Raw genomic sequence first — 15924 nt, forward strand, 5'->3', positions numbered from 1 at the left:
GAGGGGGCGAGAATGCGATTTCTTCCCGGTCTTGCCTGTTTATTAGTTCTGTCCCTCGGAGAGCAGGCCGGTAACGCCGCAGAAGGCGACCTGCAGGTGGCGGATATCCAGGCCCGCGCCGACGCTGGCGATCCGGTAGCGATGGTGGGCTTTGCGATGCTGCTGCTGGATGGCAGCGCCCTGGCCTATGACGCGGACCGCGCGGCCACGCTGATCACAATCGCTGCCGAGACCGGCAACCGTCATGCCCGCTTGATGCTGGCCGTGATGCTGGAAGAAGGGCTGGGCATGGCTCGCGATCGCGATCGTGCGGCGCAGTTGATCGAGGAGCTGGCAGAAAGCGGTTTGCCCGAGGCGCTCTATCGCCGAGCGCAACTCAGGGCCGCAAGCGATCCCGAAGCGGCGATGCTCGATCTGCAACTTGCCGGAGCGCAAGGCCATGTACCTGCGCTCCAGGTGTTGGCGACCCTGCGCAACTGGGACGAATTGTTGGCAAACCGAGACGGAGAAACAACCGCACGGCCCGCGGTGGCCGAGCCACCCGATGTCAACGTGATCATCGCCATCCAGGCGATGCTGGGGCAATTGGGTTACAACCCGGGCGTACCGAACGGGCAACAGACGCCCGAGACCACCACGGCCATCGTTCTCTACCAGGTCGCCCAGGACCTGCCCACAGACGGGCGGCCCACGGTGGCACTACGCGACCATATCGCCAAGGTGCTGCGGGAGGGGGGACAATGAGTGTGCAACAGCGAACCGGCCTGCAGGCCGCGGCCTTGTCTCTTGCGATCGGATTTGCCCTGGCGCCCGTGATGCTCATGGCGCAGGACATCGATGCGCAGGGCGCTCGAGTGACCCAGGCGATGGACGTGATCGAGCAATCATCACCCGAGGGCGGGCTGACCGCGATGAAAAACGGCCCCAAGATCGGTTTTAGCGAAAGCTTCATGCGGTTCGTCACCCGTCACGAATTCTGGAAACCCAAGCGTGAGGGGTTGGAACGCGGCGAAGCCCCGTTATGGAAACAGGATGACATCATGGGATTGGTGCGTGACCGTCCGGCCCGCGCCCGTACCGGCCCCAAGTTGGGCACCTTCTATGATGCGCAAGGGCGGCTGCGCCTCTACAAGCCCAGCCCGCCGCCGCGCGGTCGCGTGGCTATCTTGAGCTTGGATGCGGTGGACTGGTTCAAGCCCTTTGCCAAGAAGAACGTGAACTGGCTTGAGGAGAAGGAAAAGGCGCTCAAGTCGTTGCCTCCGAAATACCGCAACGACCTCGTGCCAAGGTTCGAACAGCACATGAAGGAGTTCAACGCTTCCAGGGAGGTCTATCGTTCGGTGCGCCAGATCATACGGGCTGCGGCAAAGACCCCGCCGGCCACGTCAGATGCGGTTGCAAAGCCGGTGTATCCACCGGACTGCAATTACGACGACGCGGTGCTGGCTCAGGTCACCGAACGGTTGCTCAATGAACAGGGGAACCCGTCGCGCTTGGCCAGCCTGACGGCGCATTTCAAAGAGCAGGAAGACATCGTGAGTCTGCGCAACTGTATCTGCCGGGTGCATTCGGGAAAATCCACCACCGTGTCGGTGTTCTACCAGAACGAACCGCATGGCGGATCGCCCGGTTGCGAAGACCCGGCCAACGGGCCTTGCGTCGGGGCAGGGTTCGGCTGTGGCCGGTCGAAATTTGTGCCAGACCGCGCGGCGTTGGAGGCTTGTGGCGCGGCCCGGGTGATCAGCAAAGCAGTCTGCGAAAAGCAAACGGGAGTGCGCAAATGAGTCGGGGAGGGGATGCCATGAAAATGCTGACGGCCATGATATTTGCGCTTGCCCTGCCTACAGGTCACGCCTTGGCTCAACAGGGCGCGGTGATCACCGACAACTGGAACAAGGGCGGTTGCGGTTACACCGATATCATACGATTCGATCTGTCCGTGGCGCAGGATGTCGGGCGGGCGCGGACCTGGATCAACTGGCCAGAGGGTGTGGCGAATGTGCTCTACACGCTGGTTCAGGACGGAGCCACGGTTCTGAACGGTGCCTTCACCCGCAACAACTGTGATCCTTACCAACAAAGCTGGTGTGAGGGCATTGCCGACTGGAACCTGCCGTTGGAGGCCGGGCGGTATGTCATCGTTTCGGGGATGGAACGGGTCTGTCAGAACGGCGCCAGCGGTGGCAATGGTTTCCTTGCGCTCCACCGGGCGACAGCCGCCGTTACGGCGGCGGTGCCGGTGCAGTCCGCACAGCCACAACCGGGGGCGGGTCAACCGATGGACCATGCGATGATCCGGCATGGAATTTCCGTTGGCGATTTTGCGCAGCGCACCGGCCCCTTTGTGCCCTGTGAGGAATGTGAAGGTGTCGACGATTTCACCGCTACCTTTGCCACCACCCAGGGCATGATCCAGCAGCGCCCCTCGGGGGTGGTCAACGCCTCGGGCTCGGCTCTGCCCGGCGATGTAGACGTGGTGCTGTTTGCCCTGAGCGCCGGCAGCGACATCTCGGCCACCCTGCGGCCCTGTTCCAGCAGCGCCCGGATGCGGCTGTTCGATCTCGACGCCAACCTGCTTGGGGAAACCGAGGCTTTCAGTTCGGGTTATTACGGGCTCTATTCCAAATTCGAGGTCAGCGGCATGAAGGAAGGGGCTTATGCCTTGGCCATCGACTATCCCGATGGCAGCACCTGCGACGGCCGCAATGGCTGGATAGCCGAGATCGGTGGGCCGATCACCGATCCGCAACCCTATGTCGGCCCGTTCGAGGTCAAACCCGATTTTTCGATGGATGAGGGGCTGGATGTTGGTGACCTTCTGGGAGACATCACCCGGATTCTGACAACGGGGCAGTAAGCAGAACAATTCATTGATGATTGCCCATGCATCATAATGCCCCTTAAGTAGAAACATGGGTGGAAACGCAAGTTTTAAAGGGTCGTTAACCACGATCATCCAGATTTGGACATATTCGCGCCTCAAATTAGTCAACGCGGTGTTACATGATCGAGCCTCCCGGAGCGCCGTTCTGATGGTGCCCCGGACGGTTTGTTTTTTTAATGAGGCTGAGAACTTGGAACGAGTAAACCCGCGACCTTCGACCCGACCGACACCGAATGGCAAGTCCGAAGGCGACAACACTGTGAGCGCCGTTCGACTGATGATGGAAGCCGAGCAGCGCATGGCGCCCTTGAGCGAAACCCGCCCGACCGACGGTGGGTTGCCGCCGCTTGGTGATACGGACCCAACTCAGTCCCAGCAGTTCGAAAGCGGCCCGATCAATGGGACCGACGAAGACGCCACCCGAATCAAGGTTCTTCGGGGGTTCACCCCGAGCTGGAAACAGGGTGTCTTCATGCTCTTTGTCGCGGTGATGCTTGTGAAGCCCTGGCTGATCCCCGGCCTTGTGCTTCTGACATTGTGGATCGCGCTGATTGCCTATTTCTCCGTCGGACCCGAGCGGATCAGCGAGTTGGCCCTGACGTTTTGGGATCGTTACGAAAAACGCTTTCCCGAACGGGCGGAACGGACTCTGGCCATGCTCCAGCGCGGTGCAGATCGGATGGATGGCTGGCTGGCGCGGCTGCCGGAAAGCTGGACTGACGGAATCTACCTGCCGGACCTGGGACGGTCCGGTGAGGTTGGCACCGAGGATGGGCCCGACCCGTTCGACCGACTGGCCGCCGAGCGAGAGGCGCTTCTGGGGACATCCAACAGAGCGTAGGATCGAACAGTCCTCTCTGTTCTTCCCAGGCGGGCTTGAAATCGCCCGCCGCGCCGCGTATGTGACGCCCTGTCAGCTACGAAAGAAAACGCATCATGGCCAGCACCAATCCGCTTCAATTCATCCAGCAGGTCCGCTCGGAAGTCGCCAAGGTTGTTTGGCCGACCCGCCGCGAGGTATTCCTGACCACGGTGATGGTGTTCATCATGGCCACCCTGACGGCTATCTTCTTTGCGCTTGTCGACCTGATCATCAAATCGGGTCTGCAGGGCGTTCTGGGCATGTTTGGCTGATTTTCAATTTTCTTTGCAAATTGCGTGTCGCTCGCTTGCGAGCGCGTCTCGCCGTGGCATGGTGAAAATGCACTGACGCCTCTTGAAATCCGTGGGCGTTGGCGGTAGCTAGCCGACACTTCCCAAAAATTGGTAACGGCGAATCAAGCCCTGACCCCTTGTTTGCGGGAAGCGCGGCGATGTATGCCGGATCACGAAACAGTCCGCGGCGGGGCCGCGCAAGCATGAGGCTCAGGTCACGATGGCAAAACGGTGGTATTCGGTCAGCGTTCTTTCGAATTTCGAAAAGAAGATCGCGGAACAGATCAGAACGCTTGTGGCCGAGCAGGGGCTTGAAGACCAGATCGACGAGGTTCTGGTGCCGACCGAAGAGGTGATCGAGGTTCGTCGCGGCAAGAAGGTCCCGACCGAGCGCCGCTTTATGCCGGGGTACGTACTGGTCCACATGGAAATGTCGGACACCGGCTATCACCTGATCAACGGCATCAACCGGGTCACCGGCTTCCTGGGCCCGCAGGGCCGCCCGATGCCGATGCGCGATGCTGAGGTTGAAACCATCCTTGGCCGCGTCGCCGAAGGTGAAGAAGCACCGAAGCTGCTGATCAGCTTCGAAGTTGGCGAAAAGGTCAAGGTCAACGACGGCCCGTTCGAGGATTTCGACGGCATGGTCGAGGAAGTCGACGACGACAACCAGCGCCTGAAGGTGACGGTTTCGATCTTTGGCCGCGAAACCCCGGTCGAGCTGGAATACACCCAGGTCACGAAACAGAGTTGATCTCGACTCACCCCGCTTTTTGAAGACCCGGAGTTGCGTGGAATGTGCGCGCAACTTCGCTTATCAGCGTCTTGACCGCGGGCGTTCGGCTTTTGCGATGGATGCGGGCAATGAAGGTGAGGCCGGGCGGGGTGGGGAGCACGCCCTCGATCACTTCCATGTCGGGGGTCACGTGCAGCCCATTGAGAAGCGCAATCCCGAGACCGGCGCGCACGGCGGATTGAATGCCCGCCGCGCTGGGGCATTCGAGAACCATTTCGAAACGATGGCCGCGCGACTGACCTTCGCCAAACCCCCATTGCCGGTAAAAGCAGTGCTCATCAAAGGACAGGAATGGGACAGGTTCTGTCGGGTCAAGCGCGAGGTCCGGCGATTTGACCCAATACAATTGGTCCTCGAACAGGATGTGATCATCGTCTGATACATGACCTTGGAAGACCTGCATGATCGCGGCGTCAAGCTCGCCTGCTTTCAACCAGTTCTGAACCACCAGGCTTTGCCCGGTACGGGTTCGTACATTGACCGTCGGGTAAAGCCGTGTGAAGCGGCCGAGGGCCTTGGCGAATGCGCTGGTGCTGGCATCCTCGGTCATGCCCAGCCGGATTGACCCCAAAAGCGGTTTCTTTCCCAGTTCGGCCAGTGCTTCGTCGTGCAAATCGACCAGACGGTTGGCGTAAAGGGTCAGGCGCATTCCGGCATCAGTGAAAAGCGGACCACCGGCGCGGCGCGTCAGCAGGCTGCAATCAAGGGTTTGCTCCAGTCGCCGGATCTTGTGGCTCACCGCCGATTGCGACAGGCCCAAGTGTTCGGCCGCGCGTGTGATCCCCCCGTGTTCGACGATGGCCAGAACGGCGCGAAGGGCTTCGATTTCAAGTTTCTCGGGCACTGTAGATTCCTCGTGCATGACAAAAATGAATGGAAATATGAAAAACATTCATTTGTTTCATGTTATGAAATTGACGTAATGCTGGCAAGAGCTGGACCGCAATAGTGGAGACACCACCCATGACAGACGCGACGCAAACGCAAGTGATTGGGCAGGAGCATCGCAAGCTGACCGTTCTGTTCGAGATCACCGGGTCGGTTATGGCGATGGTCTATGCCATGTTGATTGCTTCGAACATCGGGGCGGAGATGATCGGCTTTACCTTGCTGCTGATCTCGTCCGGGCTGTTTGCCGGGTGGGCGGTGATCGACCGGCGCTGGACCTTCCTGCTGCTTCAGCTGTTTTACGCAACCTCGGCGATTATCGGGCTGGTGCGCTGGGCCTGAGCGATACCTTTTGAAAGGGAGGAAAAGATGAAACTGACGGATTTCAAGGTTCTGGCATTCGATGTCTACGGCACGCTGATCGACTGGGAAAGCGGCATGGTGAACGCATTGAAACCGCTGACTGACAAGCTTGATCGGCTGCTGACCCGCGATGAAATCCTCGAGGCCCATGCCTTTCACGAATCCAGCACGCAGCGCTGGACTCCGGCGAAACGCTATTGCGAGCTTCTGACGGTGGTCTATCGCCGCCTGGCCGAGGAATGGGGTGCCCAAGTGAGCTGGGAGGAATGCCAGGCCTATGGCCGGTCCGTGCGCCAGTGGCCTGCATTCGATGATAGCCGTGCGGCGCTTGCCTATCTCAAACAGCATTTCAAGCTGGTGGTGCTGACCAATACCGACAACCTGTCGTTCCAGGGTTCGAATGCCCGGCTTGGGGTACATTTCGATGGTGTCTTCACCGCCGAGGATATCGGCAGCTACAAGCCTGCGGATCGGAATTTTGACTACATGCTGGAAACGCTGGCGCGGCAGGGCATCGAAAAGGGCGACATCCTGCACACGGCGGAAAGCATGTTTCATGACCACGCCCCGGCCAACAAACATGGTCTGAGCAATTGCTGGATCTATCGCCGCCACGACAAGGAAGGGTTCGGCGCGACAATGAATCCCGGTGACATGCCGAGCTATGATTTTCGCTTCAACGGCATGGCCGATCTGGCGGCGGCGCATCGGGCGGAATTGGCGGACGGCGATCAGTGATCGACAGAAAGACCGCGTCCTGCGTCAAGCTGTCGCAGTTTCGCTTGACCAATGCTTAGCTGCGACCGGGCGTAAGCTGGCATTGTTGGAAGTCTATCCAAACCACATTGGGGGAAGACTTGTGACAGTTTCCGCGAAAACCGCAACGCCGCCATATCGGCGCGCCATCCACAGCCTGACCGGTGCTTTCGCGATCGGATTGGCCGCTTCCACGGCAGTGCTGGCATGGTCGGACGAGACCACGAACGAACGCGACTACAACACCGTGTGCGAATACAAGCCCGAGTCCCAATGCGCCGGAGCCATCCGCATGGATGCGGATATGTCCGGTGTCGATATGCAGAACGCCTCGATGACGACGATGCGGCTCGACCGTGCCAACCTGATGCGCGCCAACCTGTCGGGGGCTATTTTGCAGATGACCAACCTGCAAGGGGCGAACCTGATGCTGGCCAACCTGACCCGGGCGCATATGCATGCGGTCAACCTGCAAGGCGCAAACCTTTCGCTGGCCAATCTCAGCGGCGTCAATCTTCTGGATGCAGACCTGCGAGGGGCCAATTTCACCGGGGCCAACATGACCGGGGCAATCCTGATCCAGGCCAAGCTGGATAACGCGACCTGGACCGACGGGCGTATCTGTGCCGAAGGTTCGGTGGGGGAATGCCGATAGGGCGACTTTTCCAGGTGCTTGAAATGCGTGGGCTTGCAAAACAGTAAGCATCACTGTATCTCGCGCCAGTCGCCTCGAAAGGGGTGATTCACTTGTGGGAGGCGAGGGTTTCGCGAAATCCGGACCGGACCACATCAACATGAACCTCAAGGGACGCGTCCCGAGGGGGTTGGAAAAGGAGAAGGCCAATGGCCAAGAAACTTGCCGGGACCATGAAGCTTCAGGTCCCCGCCGGTCAAGCAAACCCGAGCCCGCCGGTAGGTCCGGCGCTGGGTCAGCGCGGCATCAACATCATGGAATTCTGCAAGGCGTTCAACGCCAAGACCGCAGATCTGGAGCCCGGTGCGCCGTGCCCGACCGTGATCACCTACTATCAGGACAAATCGTTCTCGATGGACATCAAGACGCCGCCGGCGTCGTATTTCCTGAAAAAGGCCGCCAAGGTCAAATCGGGCGCCAACAACCCCGCACGGGAAGTTGTCGGTTCGGTGACTGGCAAACAAGTTCGTGAAATTGCTGAGGCCAAAATGAAGGACCTCAACGCAAACGATATCGAAGCCGCGATGAAGATCATCGCCGGTTCGGCTCGTTCCATGGGCATCGAGGTGAAGTAAGATGGCAAAGCTTGGAAAACGTACCCGCGCCGCTCGTGAAGCCTTTGCAGGCAAAATGAACGTGACCGTGGAAGAGGCCGTAAGCCTGATCAAAGGCAACGCCAACGCCAAATTCGACGAAACCGTCGAAATCGCCGTTTGCCTGGGTGTTGACCCGCGCCACGCCGACCAGATGGTCCGCGGTGTTGTCGGCCTGCCCAATGGCACTGGCAAGGATGTGCGCGTTGCCGTCTTCGCCCGTGGCCCCAAGGCCGAAGAAGCACAGGCTGCAGGCGCCGACATCGTTGGCGCAGAAGACCTGATGGAAACCATCCAGGGCGGCACGATCGACTTTGATCGCTGCATCGCCACGCCGGACATGATGCCCGTCGTTGGCCGTCTGGGTAAGGTTCTGGGCCCGCGCAACCTGATGCCGAACCCCAAGGTTGGCACTGTGACCATGGACGTGGCCGATGCGGTCAAGAACGCCAAGGGCGGTGAAGTCCAGTTCAAGGTCGAAAAAGCCGGTGTTGTGCACGCAGGTGTTGGCAAGGCGTCGTTCGACGAAACCAAGCTGGTTGAAAACGTCCGCGCCTTCATCGACGCCGTGGCCAAGGCCAAGCCGGCCGGTGCCAAGGGTGCCTACATGAAGAAGATCGCGCTGAGCTCGACCATGGGCCCGGGCGTGACCGTCGACGTGGACAATGCCACTGGCAACTGATCTTCGCGATCAATCGAATTTGGAAGGGCGCCTTTCGGGGCGCCTTTTCTTTTGTGGGTATTGAACCGGGTGATCAGCTCCGCAGTTACGGGGTGTCTGGCTTGGAGTGACATTTTCCAAACCGTGCCTGCGCGGAATCAAGGCCGTAGGCCGCCGCGCAATCGCCAGCATTGACCCGGCAGGCGAGTTTTCAAGAAAAACTCTGCCGGGAGGGGGCCGCCCGCAGGGCTGGCGATATAGAGAGGGTGCACGACGCAGTGAGTTTGTGCGTATGCCTCGGCGATAAAGCGGCCCTAACGCAGGTTTGATCGCCGCCCCACGGTCTGGCGATTGCGCGGCTTTTTTCTTGGTTTTCAAACGTCAGCGACGGCCGCGTTGATCGGTGGTGCAAGGCGACAAGGTGCGAAAAACCTTGCAAGCAGCCCACGTCTTGCGCGACCCTCAGAGGGCAACAGTGCGAGGACAAGCCATGAAGGATCGTTTGTTGAACTGTCTCGGTGGAATGGCGCTTTTGCTCGTGTCAGACAGTGTGGCAGCGGAAAGTCCACAACAGGTCTTTGCCGGCAACGTGGTCGCCAGCGACATGGCGGGGCTCAGTTACGAGGCGCGGGGCTGTATCGTTTCAATTTCGGACGAGGCCAAGCGCGGGGGGATGGCCAGCGTGGGACAGACGCTGGTCGAGTTGGACCGGCAAAAACCGGAACTGGCGCTGCGCTCGGCGCAGGCGAAAGTTGCCGATTTGCAGGCGGCGGTGGATGAGCGGCAATTGTCAATTGATGCCGCAAGCGCTGACAAAGACCGCCGGGCGCAGGAGGTCGAGTTCGTGGCGCGCGAGTTCAAACGCAACGAGACCATGTTCCGCCGCGGGCTGATCAATGAAAGCACCATGGAGACCGTTGAACGGCGGATGATGGACGCCAATTTCGCGGCCGACCGGGCCAAGGAGGCGCTGGCCGGCGCCCAATCGGCCAAGGCCCGGGCCGAGATTGCCTTAGAGATCGGCCAGTTGGAGTTGCAACGCGCACAGGTGGATCTGGAGGCGCTTCGCATCGTGGCACCTATCGACGGCGTTTTGGTGGGGTTCGAGCCCAATGTCGGGGATTGCGTGCAAGAGGGCGCGCTGGCGGCCAAGATTTATGCACCAAGCGAAAAGGCGGTCGAGTTCTTCGTGTTGATTGACCAACTGTCGAAAGAACAGGAGAAAGGAGTCTCGATTGGCGCACCGATGAGGATCACCCGTGCCAGCGGCGCGGTCTGTGGCGGCGTGGTAACCCGGATCGACACTGAGGCTAATCTCGAGACGCAATATGTGAAATCCTCAATTGAGGTCGAGGAAGGTTGTGCTGCGGGTCTTTTCCTTAATGAAGCGGTCGAAGTCGAGGTGTTAGACAATTCCTGAGCAGGGTAGGGGACGGGCGGTCCGTCAACCGTTTTTTCGCCGATGCCCCTTGCCCCCGAAACCGTTTCGAACTAAATGACCCTTCATCAGGTCGCCCGATTCCGTCGCGCGGCCTGATATTCGTCCGAGACGGTGGGTGTGATGGGCCTAGATCCCTGACCATAATTCCTGCCAGAGACGGGAAAGACCAGATTTCTTCGGATCGCCGCCCGCGGTGACCCGGGGCGAGATTGGAGCGGACCCGTAAGGACCCGAACGCCGGGTTTCTGACCCGGTGGAATAAGAGCCGGGGGGTCTGAAAGCCTCCCACAATTGGAGTGAAACTGTGGATAGAGCCCAGAAAGAGAAAGTGGTCGAGGAACTCGGCCAGATCTTTGAAAGCTCTGGCGTCGTCGTGGTTGCCCACTACGCCGGTCTGACAGTTGCCGAGATGCAGGATCTTCGTGCCCGCGCAAGCGAAGCCGAAGCCTCCGTACGTGTCGCCAAGAACAGGCTCGCCAAGATCGCCCTGAAGGACAAGCCCTGCGAAAGCATGGCCGATTACCTGTCGGGCATGACCGTTCTGACCTATTCCGAGGACCCCGTGGCGGCAGCCAAGGTGGCCGAGGACTTCGCCAAGGAGAACAAGAAGTTCGAAATCCTTGGCGGTGCTATGGGCGAGAACGCTCTGGACCGTGCCGGTGTTGAAGCCGTGTCGAAAATGCCCTCGCGTGATGAACTCATCTCGACGATTGCGGGCATGCTCGGCGCACCTGCTTCGAACATCGCCGGTGCCATTGGCGCACCTGCTTCGAATATCGCATCCATCCTTTCGACTATCGAAGAGAAGGCTGCGTAAGCAACTGACTGACCGACGTTTGGAAAACCCGAAACGTTGGAACACAAACTTAAGATACGGAGCCCAGTAAAATGGCTGATCTGAAAAAACTGGCGGAAGAGATTGTTGGTCTGACCCTTCTCGAAGCACAAGAACTGAAAACCATCCTGAAAGACGAATACGGCATCGAGCCCGCCGCTGGCGGCGCTGTGATGATGGCCGGCCCTGCTGGCGACGCCGGTGGCGCCGCTGCTGAAGAGCAGACCGAATTTGACGTGCTCCTGATTTCGCCGGGCGCATCGAAAATCAACGTCATCAAAGAAGTCCGCGCCATCACCGGCCTGGGCCTCAAAGAAGCCAAAGAGCTGGTCGAAGCCGGTGGCAAAGCCGTCAAAGAGCAGTGCTCGAAAGACGAAGCTGACGAGCTGAAAGCCAAGCTGGAAGCAGCTGGCGCCGAAGTCGAAATCAAGTAATTCGGCTTTCCCGGGGCATCATCCCCCGGAAAAATCAAGGCTGGGCCCGGGAAATCCCGGGTCCAGCCGAACCTGTCTTAGAAAGGGCCTGATTGATCCGGGCGTTTTCTAAGGTGCGGTTCACCGATCGGGAGGCTGTCATTGGGACGATGGCCAGGAATAGATCAGAACCAACCGTCTCGTATGGGCGAGGTGCCGGGGCCCGACGGCGCCTGCGTCCGGTGAGAAACTGAAAGGTGATATCGACCATGGCTCAATCCTTCCTTGGCCAGAAACGTCTTCGTAAATACTATGGCAAAATCCGCGAAGTTCTGGAGATGCCGAACCTGATCGAAGTGCAGAAAAGCAGCTACGATCTTTTCCTCAACTCCGGCGACCAGGAGGCCCCGCAAGACGGCGAGGGCATCAAGGGCGTGTTCCAATCGGTGTTCCCGATCAAGGACTTCCACGAAACCAGCGTGCTGGAATTCGTAGATTACGAGCTTGAAGAACCGAAATACGACGTTGAGGAATGCCAGCAGCGCGACATGACCTACAGCGCGCCGCTGAAGGTCAAGCTGCGCCTGATCGTGTTCGATATTGACGAAGACACCGGGGCCAAGTCGGTCAAGGATATCAAGGAACAGGACGTGTTCATGGGCGATATGCCCCTGATGACGCCCAACGGCACCTTTGTTGTCAACGGCACCGAACGTGTGATCGTGTCCCAGATGCACCGCTCGCCCGGCGTGTTCTTCGATCACGACAAGGGCAAGACCCACGCCAGCGGCAAGCTCCTGTTCGCCTGCCGGATCATTCCCTACCGCGGCAGCTGGCTCGACTTCGAATTCGACGCCAAGGACATCGTCTTTGCCCGTATCGACCGTCGCCGCAAACTGCCGGTGACCACACTCTTGTATGCGCTGGGTCTCGATCAGGAAGGCATCATGGATGCCTATTACGACACGGTAAAATACAAGCTGCGCAAGAAGGACAATGGCTGGATCACCAAGTTCTTCCCCGAACGTGTACGCGGCACCCGCCCGACCTATGATCTGGTGGACGCCAAGACCGGCGAAGTGATCGGCGAAGCCGGCAAGAAAGTCACCCCGCGCGCGGTCAAGAAGATTATCGACGAAGGCAAGATCACCGATCTGCTGCTTCCGTTTGAGCAGATTGTCGGCAAATACGTCGCCAAGGACATCATCAACGAAGAAAACGGCTGGATTTATGCCGAAGCTGGTGACGAGCTTGTGCTTGAGCATGACAAGGAAGGCACCATCATCGGTGGCAACCTGAAAGAACTGCTGGATGCCGGTATCACCGAGATCCCGGTTCTGGACATCGACAACGTCAATGTCGGTCCCTACATGCGCAACACCATGGCGGTCGACAAGAACATGAACCGCGACTCCGCGCTCATGGACATCTATCGCGTCATGCGCCCGGGCGAACCGCCCACCGTTGATGCGGCCTCGGCCCTGTTTGACACCCTGTTCTTTGACAGCGAGCGCTATGACCTCTCGGCCGTGGGCCGGGTGAAAATGAACATGCGCCTGGCGCTCGACAAGGAAGACACCCAGCGGACGCTGGATCGTGAAGACATCGTTCAGTGCATCAAGGCACTGGTCGAGCTGCGCGATGGCAAGGGCGATGTCGATGACATCGACCACCTTGGCAACCGTCGTGTCCGGTCTGTTGGCGAACTGATGGAAAACCAGTATCGCGTCGGCCTTCTGCGTATGGAGCGTGCAATCAAGGAACGCATGTCCAGTGTCGAGATCGACACCGTGATGCCGCAGGACCTGATCAACGCCAAACCGGCCGCTGCCGCCGTGCGCGAATTCTTTGGCTCCTCGCAGCTTTCCCAGTTCATGGACCAAACCAACCCGCTTTCGGAAGTCACCCACAAACGCCGTCTCTCGGCGCTTGGGCCGGGTGGTCTGACCCGTGAGCGTGCCGGCTTTGAGGTTCGTGACGTGCACCCGACCCACTATGGCCGGATGTGTCCGATTGAAACGCCGGAAGGCCCGAACATTGGTCTGATCAACTCGCTGGCAACCTTCGCTCGCGTCAACAAGTACGGCTTCATCGAAACGCCTTATCGCAAGGTGGTTGATGCCAAGGTGACCGACGAAGTGCATTACATGTCGGCAACCGAGGAAATGCGCCACGTCGTGGCCCAGGCCAACGCGCATCTGGACGAAGACGGCAAGTTCGAAAACGATCTGGTGTCGACCCGTCAGTCGGGCGAATACACCCTGGCCCAACGTGAAAGCGTTGACCTGATCGACGTTAGCCCGAAACAGTTGGTTTCGGTCGCGGCCTCGCTCATTCCGTTCCTTGAAAACGATGACGCCAACCGCGCTCTGATGGGCTCGAACATGCAACGTCAGGCGGTTCCGCTTCTGCGGGCCGAGGCGCCGCTTGTTGGTACCGGCATTGAGGAAATCGTGGCCCGTGACTCGGGTGCGGCGATCATGGCGAAACGCGGCGGCATCATCGACCAGGTCGATGCCCAGCGGATCGTTGTGCGCGCCACCGAAGACCTCGAACTGGGTGACGCGGGTGTGGACATCTACCGTATGCGCAAGTTCCAGCGTTCGAACCAGAACACCTGTATCAACCAGCGTCCGCTGGTGAAAGTAGGTGACCGGGTAACCAAGGGCGAAGTGATTGCCGACGGTCCGTCGACCGATATTGGTGAACTGGCTCTGGGTAAAAACGTGGTCGTCGCGTTCATGCCGTGGAACGGCTACAACTACGAAGACTCGATCCTGATCTCCGAGCGTGTCGCCCGTGATGACGTCTTTACCTCGATCCACATCGAGGAATTCGAAGTCGCCGCCCGTGACACCAAGCTTGGGCCGGAAGAGATCACCCGCGACATACCGAACGTCGGTGAAGAAGCGCTGCGTAACCTCGACGAGGCTGGCATCGTTTACATCGGCGCGGACGTCGAACCGGGCGATATCCTTGTTGGCAAGATCACCCCCAAGGGTGAAAGCCCGATGACGCCGGAAGAAAAGCTTCTGCGCGCCATCTTTGGCGAGAAGGCCAGCGACGTGCGCGACACCTCGCTGCGCGTGAAACCGGGTGACTTCGGGACCGTTGTCGAGGTTCGTGTCTTCAACCGCCATGGTGTGGAAAAAGACGAACGCGCCCTGCAGATCGAGCGGGAAGAGGTCGAGCGCCTGGCCCGTGACCGGGACGACGAACTCGCCATCCTGGATCGCAACATCTATGCCCGTCTGAAGGACATGATCCTGGGCAAAGTGGCCGTCAAAGGCCCCAAAGGTGTGAAGTCCAACAGCGAGATCACCGAAGAGATGCTGACCGAGGTCCTGACCCGTGGTCAGTGGTGGCAGCTGGCGCTGAAGGACGAGAAAGACGCCCAGATCGTCGAAGCCCTGCACGAGCAATACGAGGCGCAGAAGCGCACGCTCGATGCACGGTTCGAAGACAAGGTCGAGAAGGTTCGCCGTGGCGACGATCTGCCCCCGGGCGTGATGAAGATGGTCAAGGTGTTCGTCGCGGTGAAGCGCAAGCTGCAACCGGGCGACAAGATGGCCGGCCGTCACGGCAACAAGGGTGTGATTTCCAAGGTGGTGCCAATGGAGGACATGCCGTTCCTCGAAGACGGTACGCCGGTCGATTTCTGCCTCAACCCGCTGGGTGTGCCGTCGCGTATGAACGTCGGTCAGATCCTTGAAACCCACATGGGTTGGGCCGCACGTGGTCTGGGCATCCGGATTGATGATGCGGTGGGTGAATACCGCCGCTCGGGCGATCTCACCCCGGTGCGCGAGGCGATGAACCACGCTTATGGCGATGATGTCTACAAGGACGGCATTGTAGGCATGGACGAGGGGGCATTGATCGAAGCGGCGGAAAACGTCGCGGGTGGTGTGCCGATCGCCACGCCGGTGTTTGACGGTGCCAAAGAGGCAGACGTGAACGACGCGTTGGTGCGGGCCGGGTTCGACACCTCGGGCCAATCGATCCTGTTTGATGGCCGTACCGGTGAGCAGTTCAGCCGCAAGGTGACGGTGGGTGTCAAATACCTGCTGAAACTGCACCACCTGGTGGACGACAAGATCCACGCCCGCTCGACCGGTCCGTACTCGCTCGTTACCCAGCAGCCGCTGGGTGGTAAGGCGCAGTTCGGTGGTCAGCGCTTCGGGGAAATGGAAGTCTGGGCTCTGGAAGCCTATGGTGCCGCCTATACCCTGCAGGAAATGCTGACAGTGAAGTCGGACGACGTTGCCGGACGGACGAAAGTCTATGAAAGCATCGTCAAGGGCGAGGACAATTTCGAAGCCGGCGTGCCGGAATCGTTCAACGTTCTTGTCAAAGAAGTCCGTGGCCTCGGCCTGAACATGGAACTCCTGGATGTGGAGGACGAGGAATAAGGGCCTCGGCCCTTCTTCCCTCCCTCCCTCCAC

At 59.5% G+C, this 15924-nt stretch carries 16 protein-coding genes; 15 read left to right on the forward strand and 1 reads right to left on the reverse strand.

The genetic code is table 11. From position 1 onward, the window contains the following. Positions 1 to 12: 12 nt before the first annotated feature. The 6 genes from RXV86_RS14210 (at position 13) to nusG (ending at position 4793) form a co-directional block, all read left to right on the forward strand. Positions 13 to 744 (forward strand): peptidoglycan-binding protein, encoded by a 732-nt coding sequence (locus RXV86_RS14210; RefSeq protein WP_316300905.1) that lies wholly within the window; start codon positions 13 to 15, stop codon positions 742 to 744. Next, entirely contained in the window at positions 741 to 1784 is a 1044-nt protein-coding gene (locus RXV86_RS14215) for a hypothetical protein (RefSeq protein WP_316300906.1), read from the forward strand. The genes RXV86_RS14210 and RXV86_RS14215 overlap by 4 nt, the downstream gene beginning before the upstream one ends. 17 nt (positions 1785 to 1801) lie before the next feature. Continuing rightward, positions 1802 to 2857 carry a hypothetical protein gene (locus RXV86_RS14220; RefSeq protein WP_316300907.1) on the forward strand — a complete coding sequence of 352 codons (1056 nt, stop codon included), beginning with the start codon at positions 1802 to 1804 and terminating at the stop codon, positions 2855 to 2857. A 217-nt stretch (positions 2858 to 3074) separates the two neighbouring features. Next, on the forward strand, positions 3075 to 3725 hold the full coding sequence (locus RXV86_RS14225) for a hypothetical protein (RefSeq protein WP_316300908.1): 651 nt from the start codon (positions 3075 to 3077) through the stop codon (positions 3723 to 3725). A gap of 95 nt (positions 3726 to 3820) precedes the next feature. Next, positions 3821 to 4018: a preprotein translocase subunit SecE gene (gene secE / locus RXV86_RS14230; protein WP_316300909.1), complete on the forward strand. Its 198-nt coding sequence runs from the start codon at positions 3821 to 3823 to the stop codon at positions 4016 to 4018. Positions 4019 to 4259: 241 nt separating this feature from the next. Beyond that, positions 4260 to 4793 (forward strand): transcription termination/antitermination protein NusG, encoded by a 534-nt coding sequence (gene nusG / locus RXV86_RS14235; protein ID WP_316300910.1) that lies wholly within the window; start codon positions 4260 to 4262, stop codon positions 4791 to 4793. Positions 4794 to 4800: 7 nt separating this feature from the next. Here nusG and RXV86_RS14240 read toward each other — a convergent pair whose 3' ends face one another. Continuing rightward, on the reverse strand, positions 4801 to 5679 hold the full coding sequence (locus tag RXV86_RS14240) for a LysR family transcriptional regulator (RefSeq protein WP_316300911.1): 879 nt from the start codon (positions 5677 to 5679) through the stop codon (positions 4801 to 4803). A gap of 119 nt (positions 5680 to 5798) precedes the next feature. Here RXV86_RS14240 and RXV86_RS14245 point away from each other — a divergent pair, with 119 nt between their 5' ends. The 9 genes from RXV86_RS14245 to rpoB all read left to right on the forward strand — a co-directional run bounded on the left by RXV86_RS14245 (position 5799) and on the right by rpoB (position 15891). Then, a complete protein-coding gene (locus tag RXV86_RS14245; protein WP_316300912.1) occupies positions 5799 to 6065 on the forward strand; it encodes a hypothetical protein in 267 nt (88 codons plus the stop codon). 27 nt (positions 6066 to 6092) lie between these two features. Beyond that, positions 6093 to 6824, forward strand: coding sequence for a haloacid dehalogenase type II (locus RXV86_RS14250; RefSeq protein ID WP_316300913.1), 732 nt, complete (start codon positions 6093 to 6095; stop codon positions 6822 to 6824). A gap of 121 nt (positions 6825 to 6945) precedes the next feature. Next, positions 6946 to 7497 carry a pentapeptide repeat-containing protein gene (locus RXV86_RS14255; protein WP_316300914.1) on the forward strand — a complete coding sequence of 184 codons (552 nt, stop codon included), beginning with the start codon at positions 6946 to 6948 and terminating at the stop codon, positions 7495 to 7497. A 188-nt stretch (positions 7498 to 7685) separates the two neighbouring features. Beyond that, the gene (gene rplK / locus RXV86_RS14260; protein ID WP_316300915.1) at positions 7686 to 8111 is read left to right on the forward strand and encodes a 50S ribosomal protein L11; all 426 of its coding nucleotides are present in this window, start codon (positions 7686 to 7688) and stop codon (positions 8109 to 8111) included. Position 8112: 1 nt separating this feature from the next. Next, positions 8113 to 8811, forward strand: coding sequence for a 50S ribosomal protein L1 (gene rplA, locus RXV86_RS14265; protein WP_316300916.1), 699 nt, complete (start codon positions 8113 to 8115; stop codon positions 8809 to 8811). Positions 8812 to 9280: 469 nt separating this feature from the next. After that, positions 9281 to 10210, forward strand: a complete 930-nt coding sequence (locus RXV86_RS14270; RefSeq protein WP_316300917.1) for an HlyD family efflux transporter periplasmic adaptor subunit — start codon at positions 9281 to 9283, stop codon at positions 10208 to 10210. Positions 10211 to 10535: 325 nt separating this feature from the next. Continuing rightward, positions 10536 to 11048: a 50S ribosomal protein L10 gene (gene rplJ / locus RXV86_RS14275; protein WP_316300918.1), complete on the forward strand. Its 513-nt coding sequence runs from the start codon at positions 10536 to 10538 to the stop codon at positions 11046 to 11048. 71 nt (positions 11049 to 11119) lie between these two features. After that, a complete protein-coding gene (rplL, locus tag RXV86_RS14280; RefSeq protein WP_316300919.1) occupies positions 11120 to 11500 on the forward strand; it encodes a 50S ribosomal protein L7/L12 in 381 nt (126 codons plus the stop codon). Between the two features lie 248 nt (positions 11501 to 11748). Next, positions 11749 to 15891, forward strand: coding sequence for a DNA-directed RNA polymerase subunit beta (gene rpoB / locus RXV86_RS14285; protein ID WP_316300920.1), 4143 nt, complete (start codon positions 11749 to 11751; stop codon positions 15889 to 15891). The last annotated feature ends 33 nt before the right edge of the window (positions 15892 to 15924 follow it).

This window comes from Aliisedimentitalea sp. MJ-SS2, from assembly GCF_032586155.1.
In the GTDB taxonomy this organism is placed as follows: Bacteria; Pseudomonadota; Alphaproteobacteria; order Rhodobacterales; family Rhodobacteraceae; genus JAWHTC01.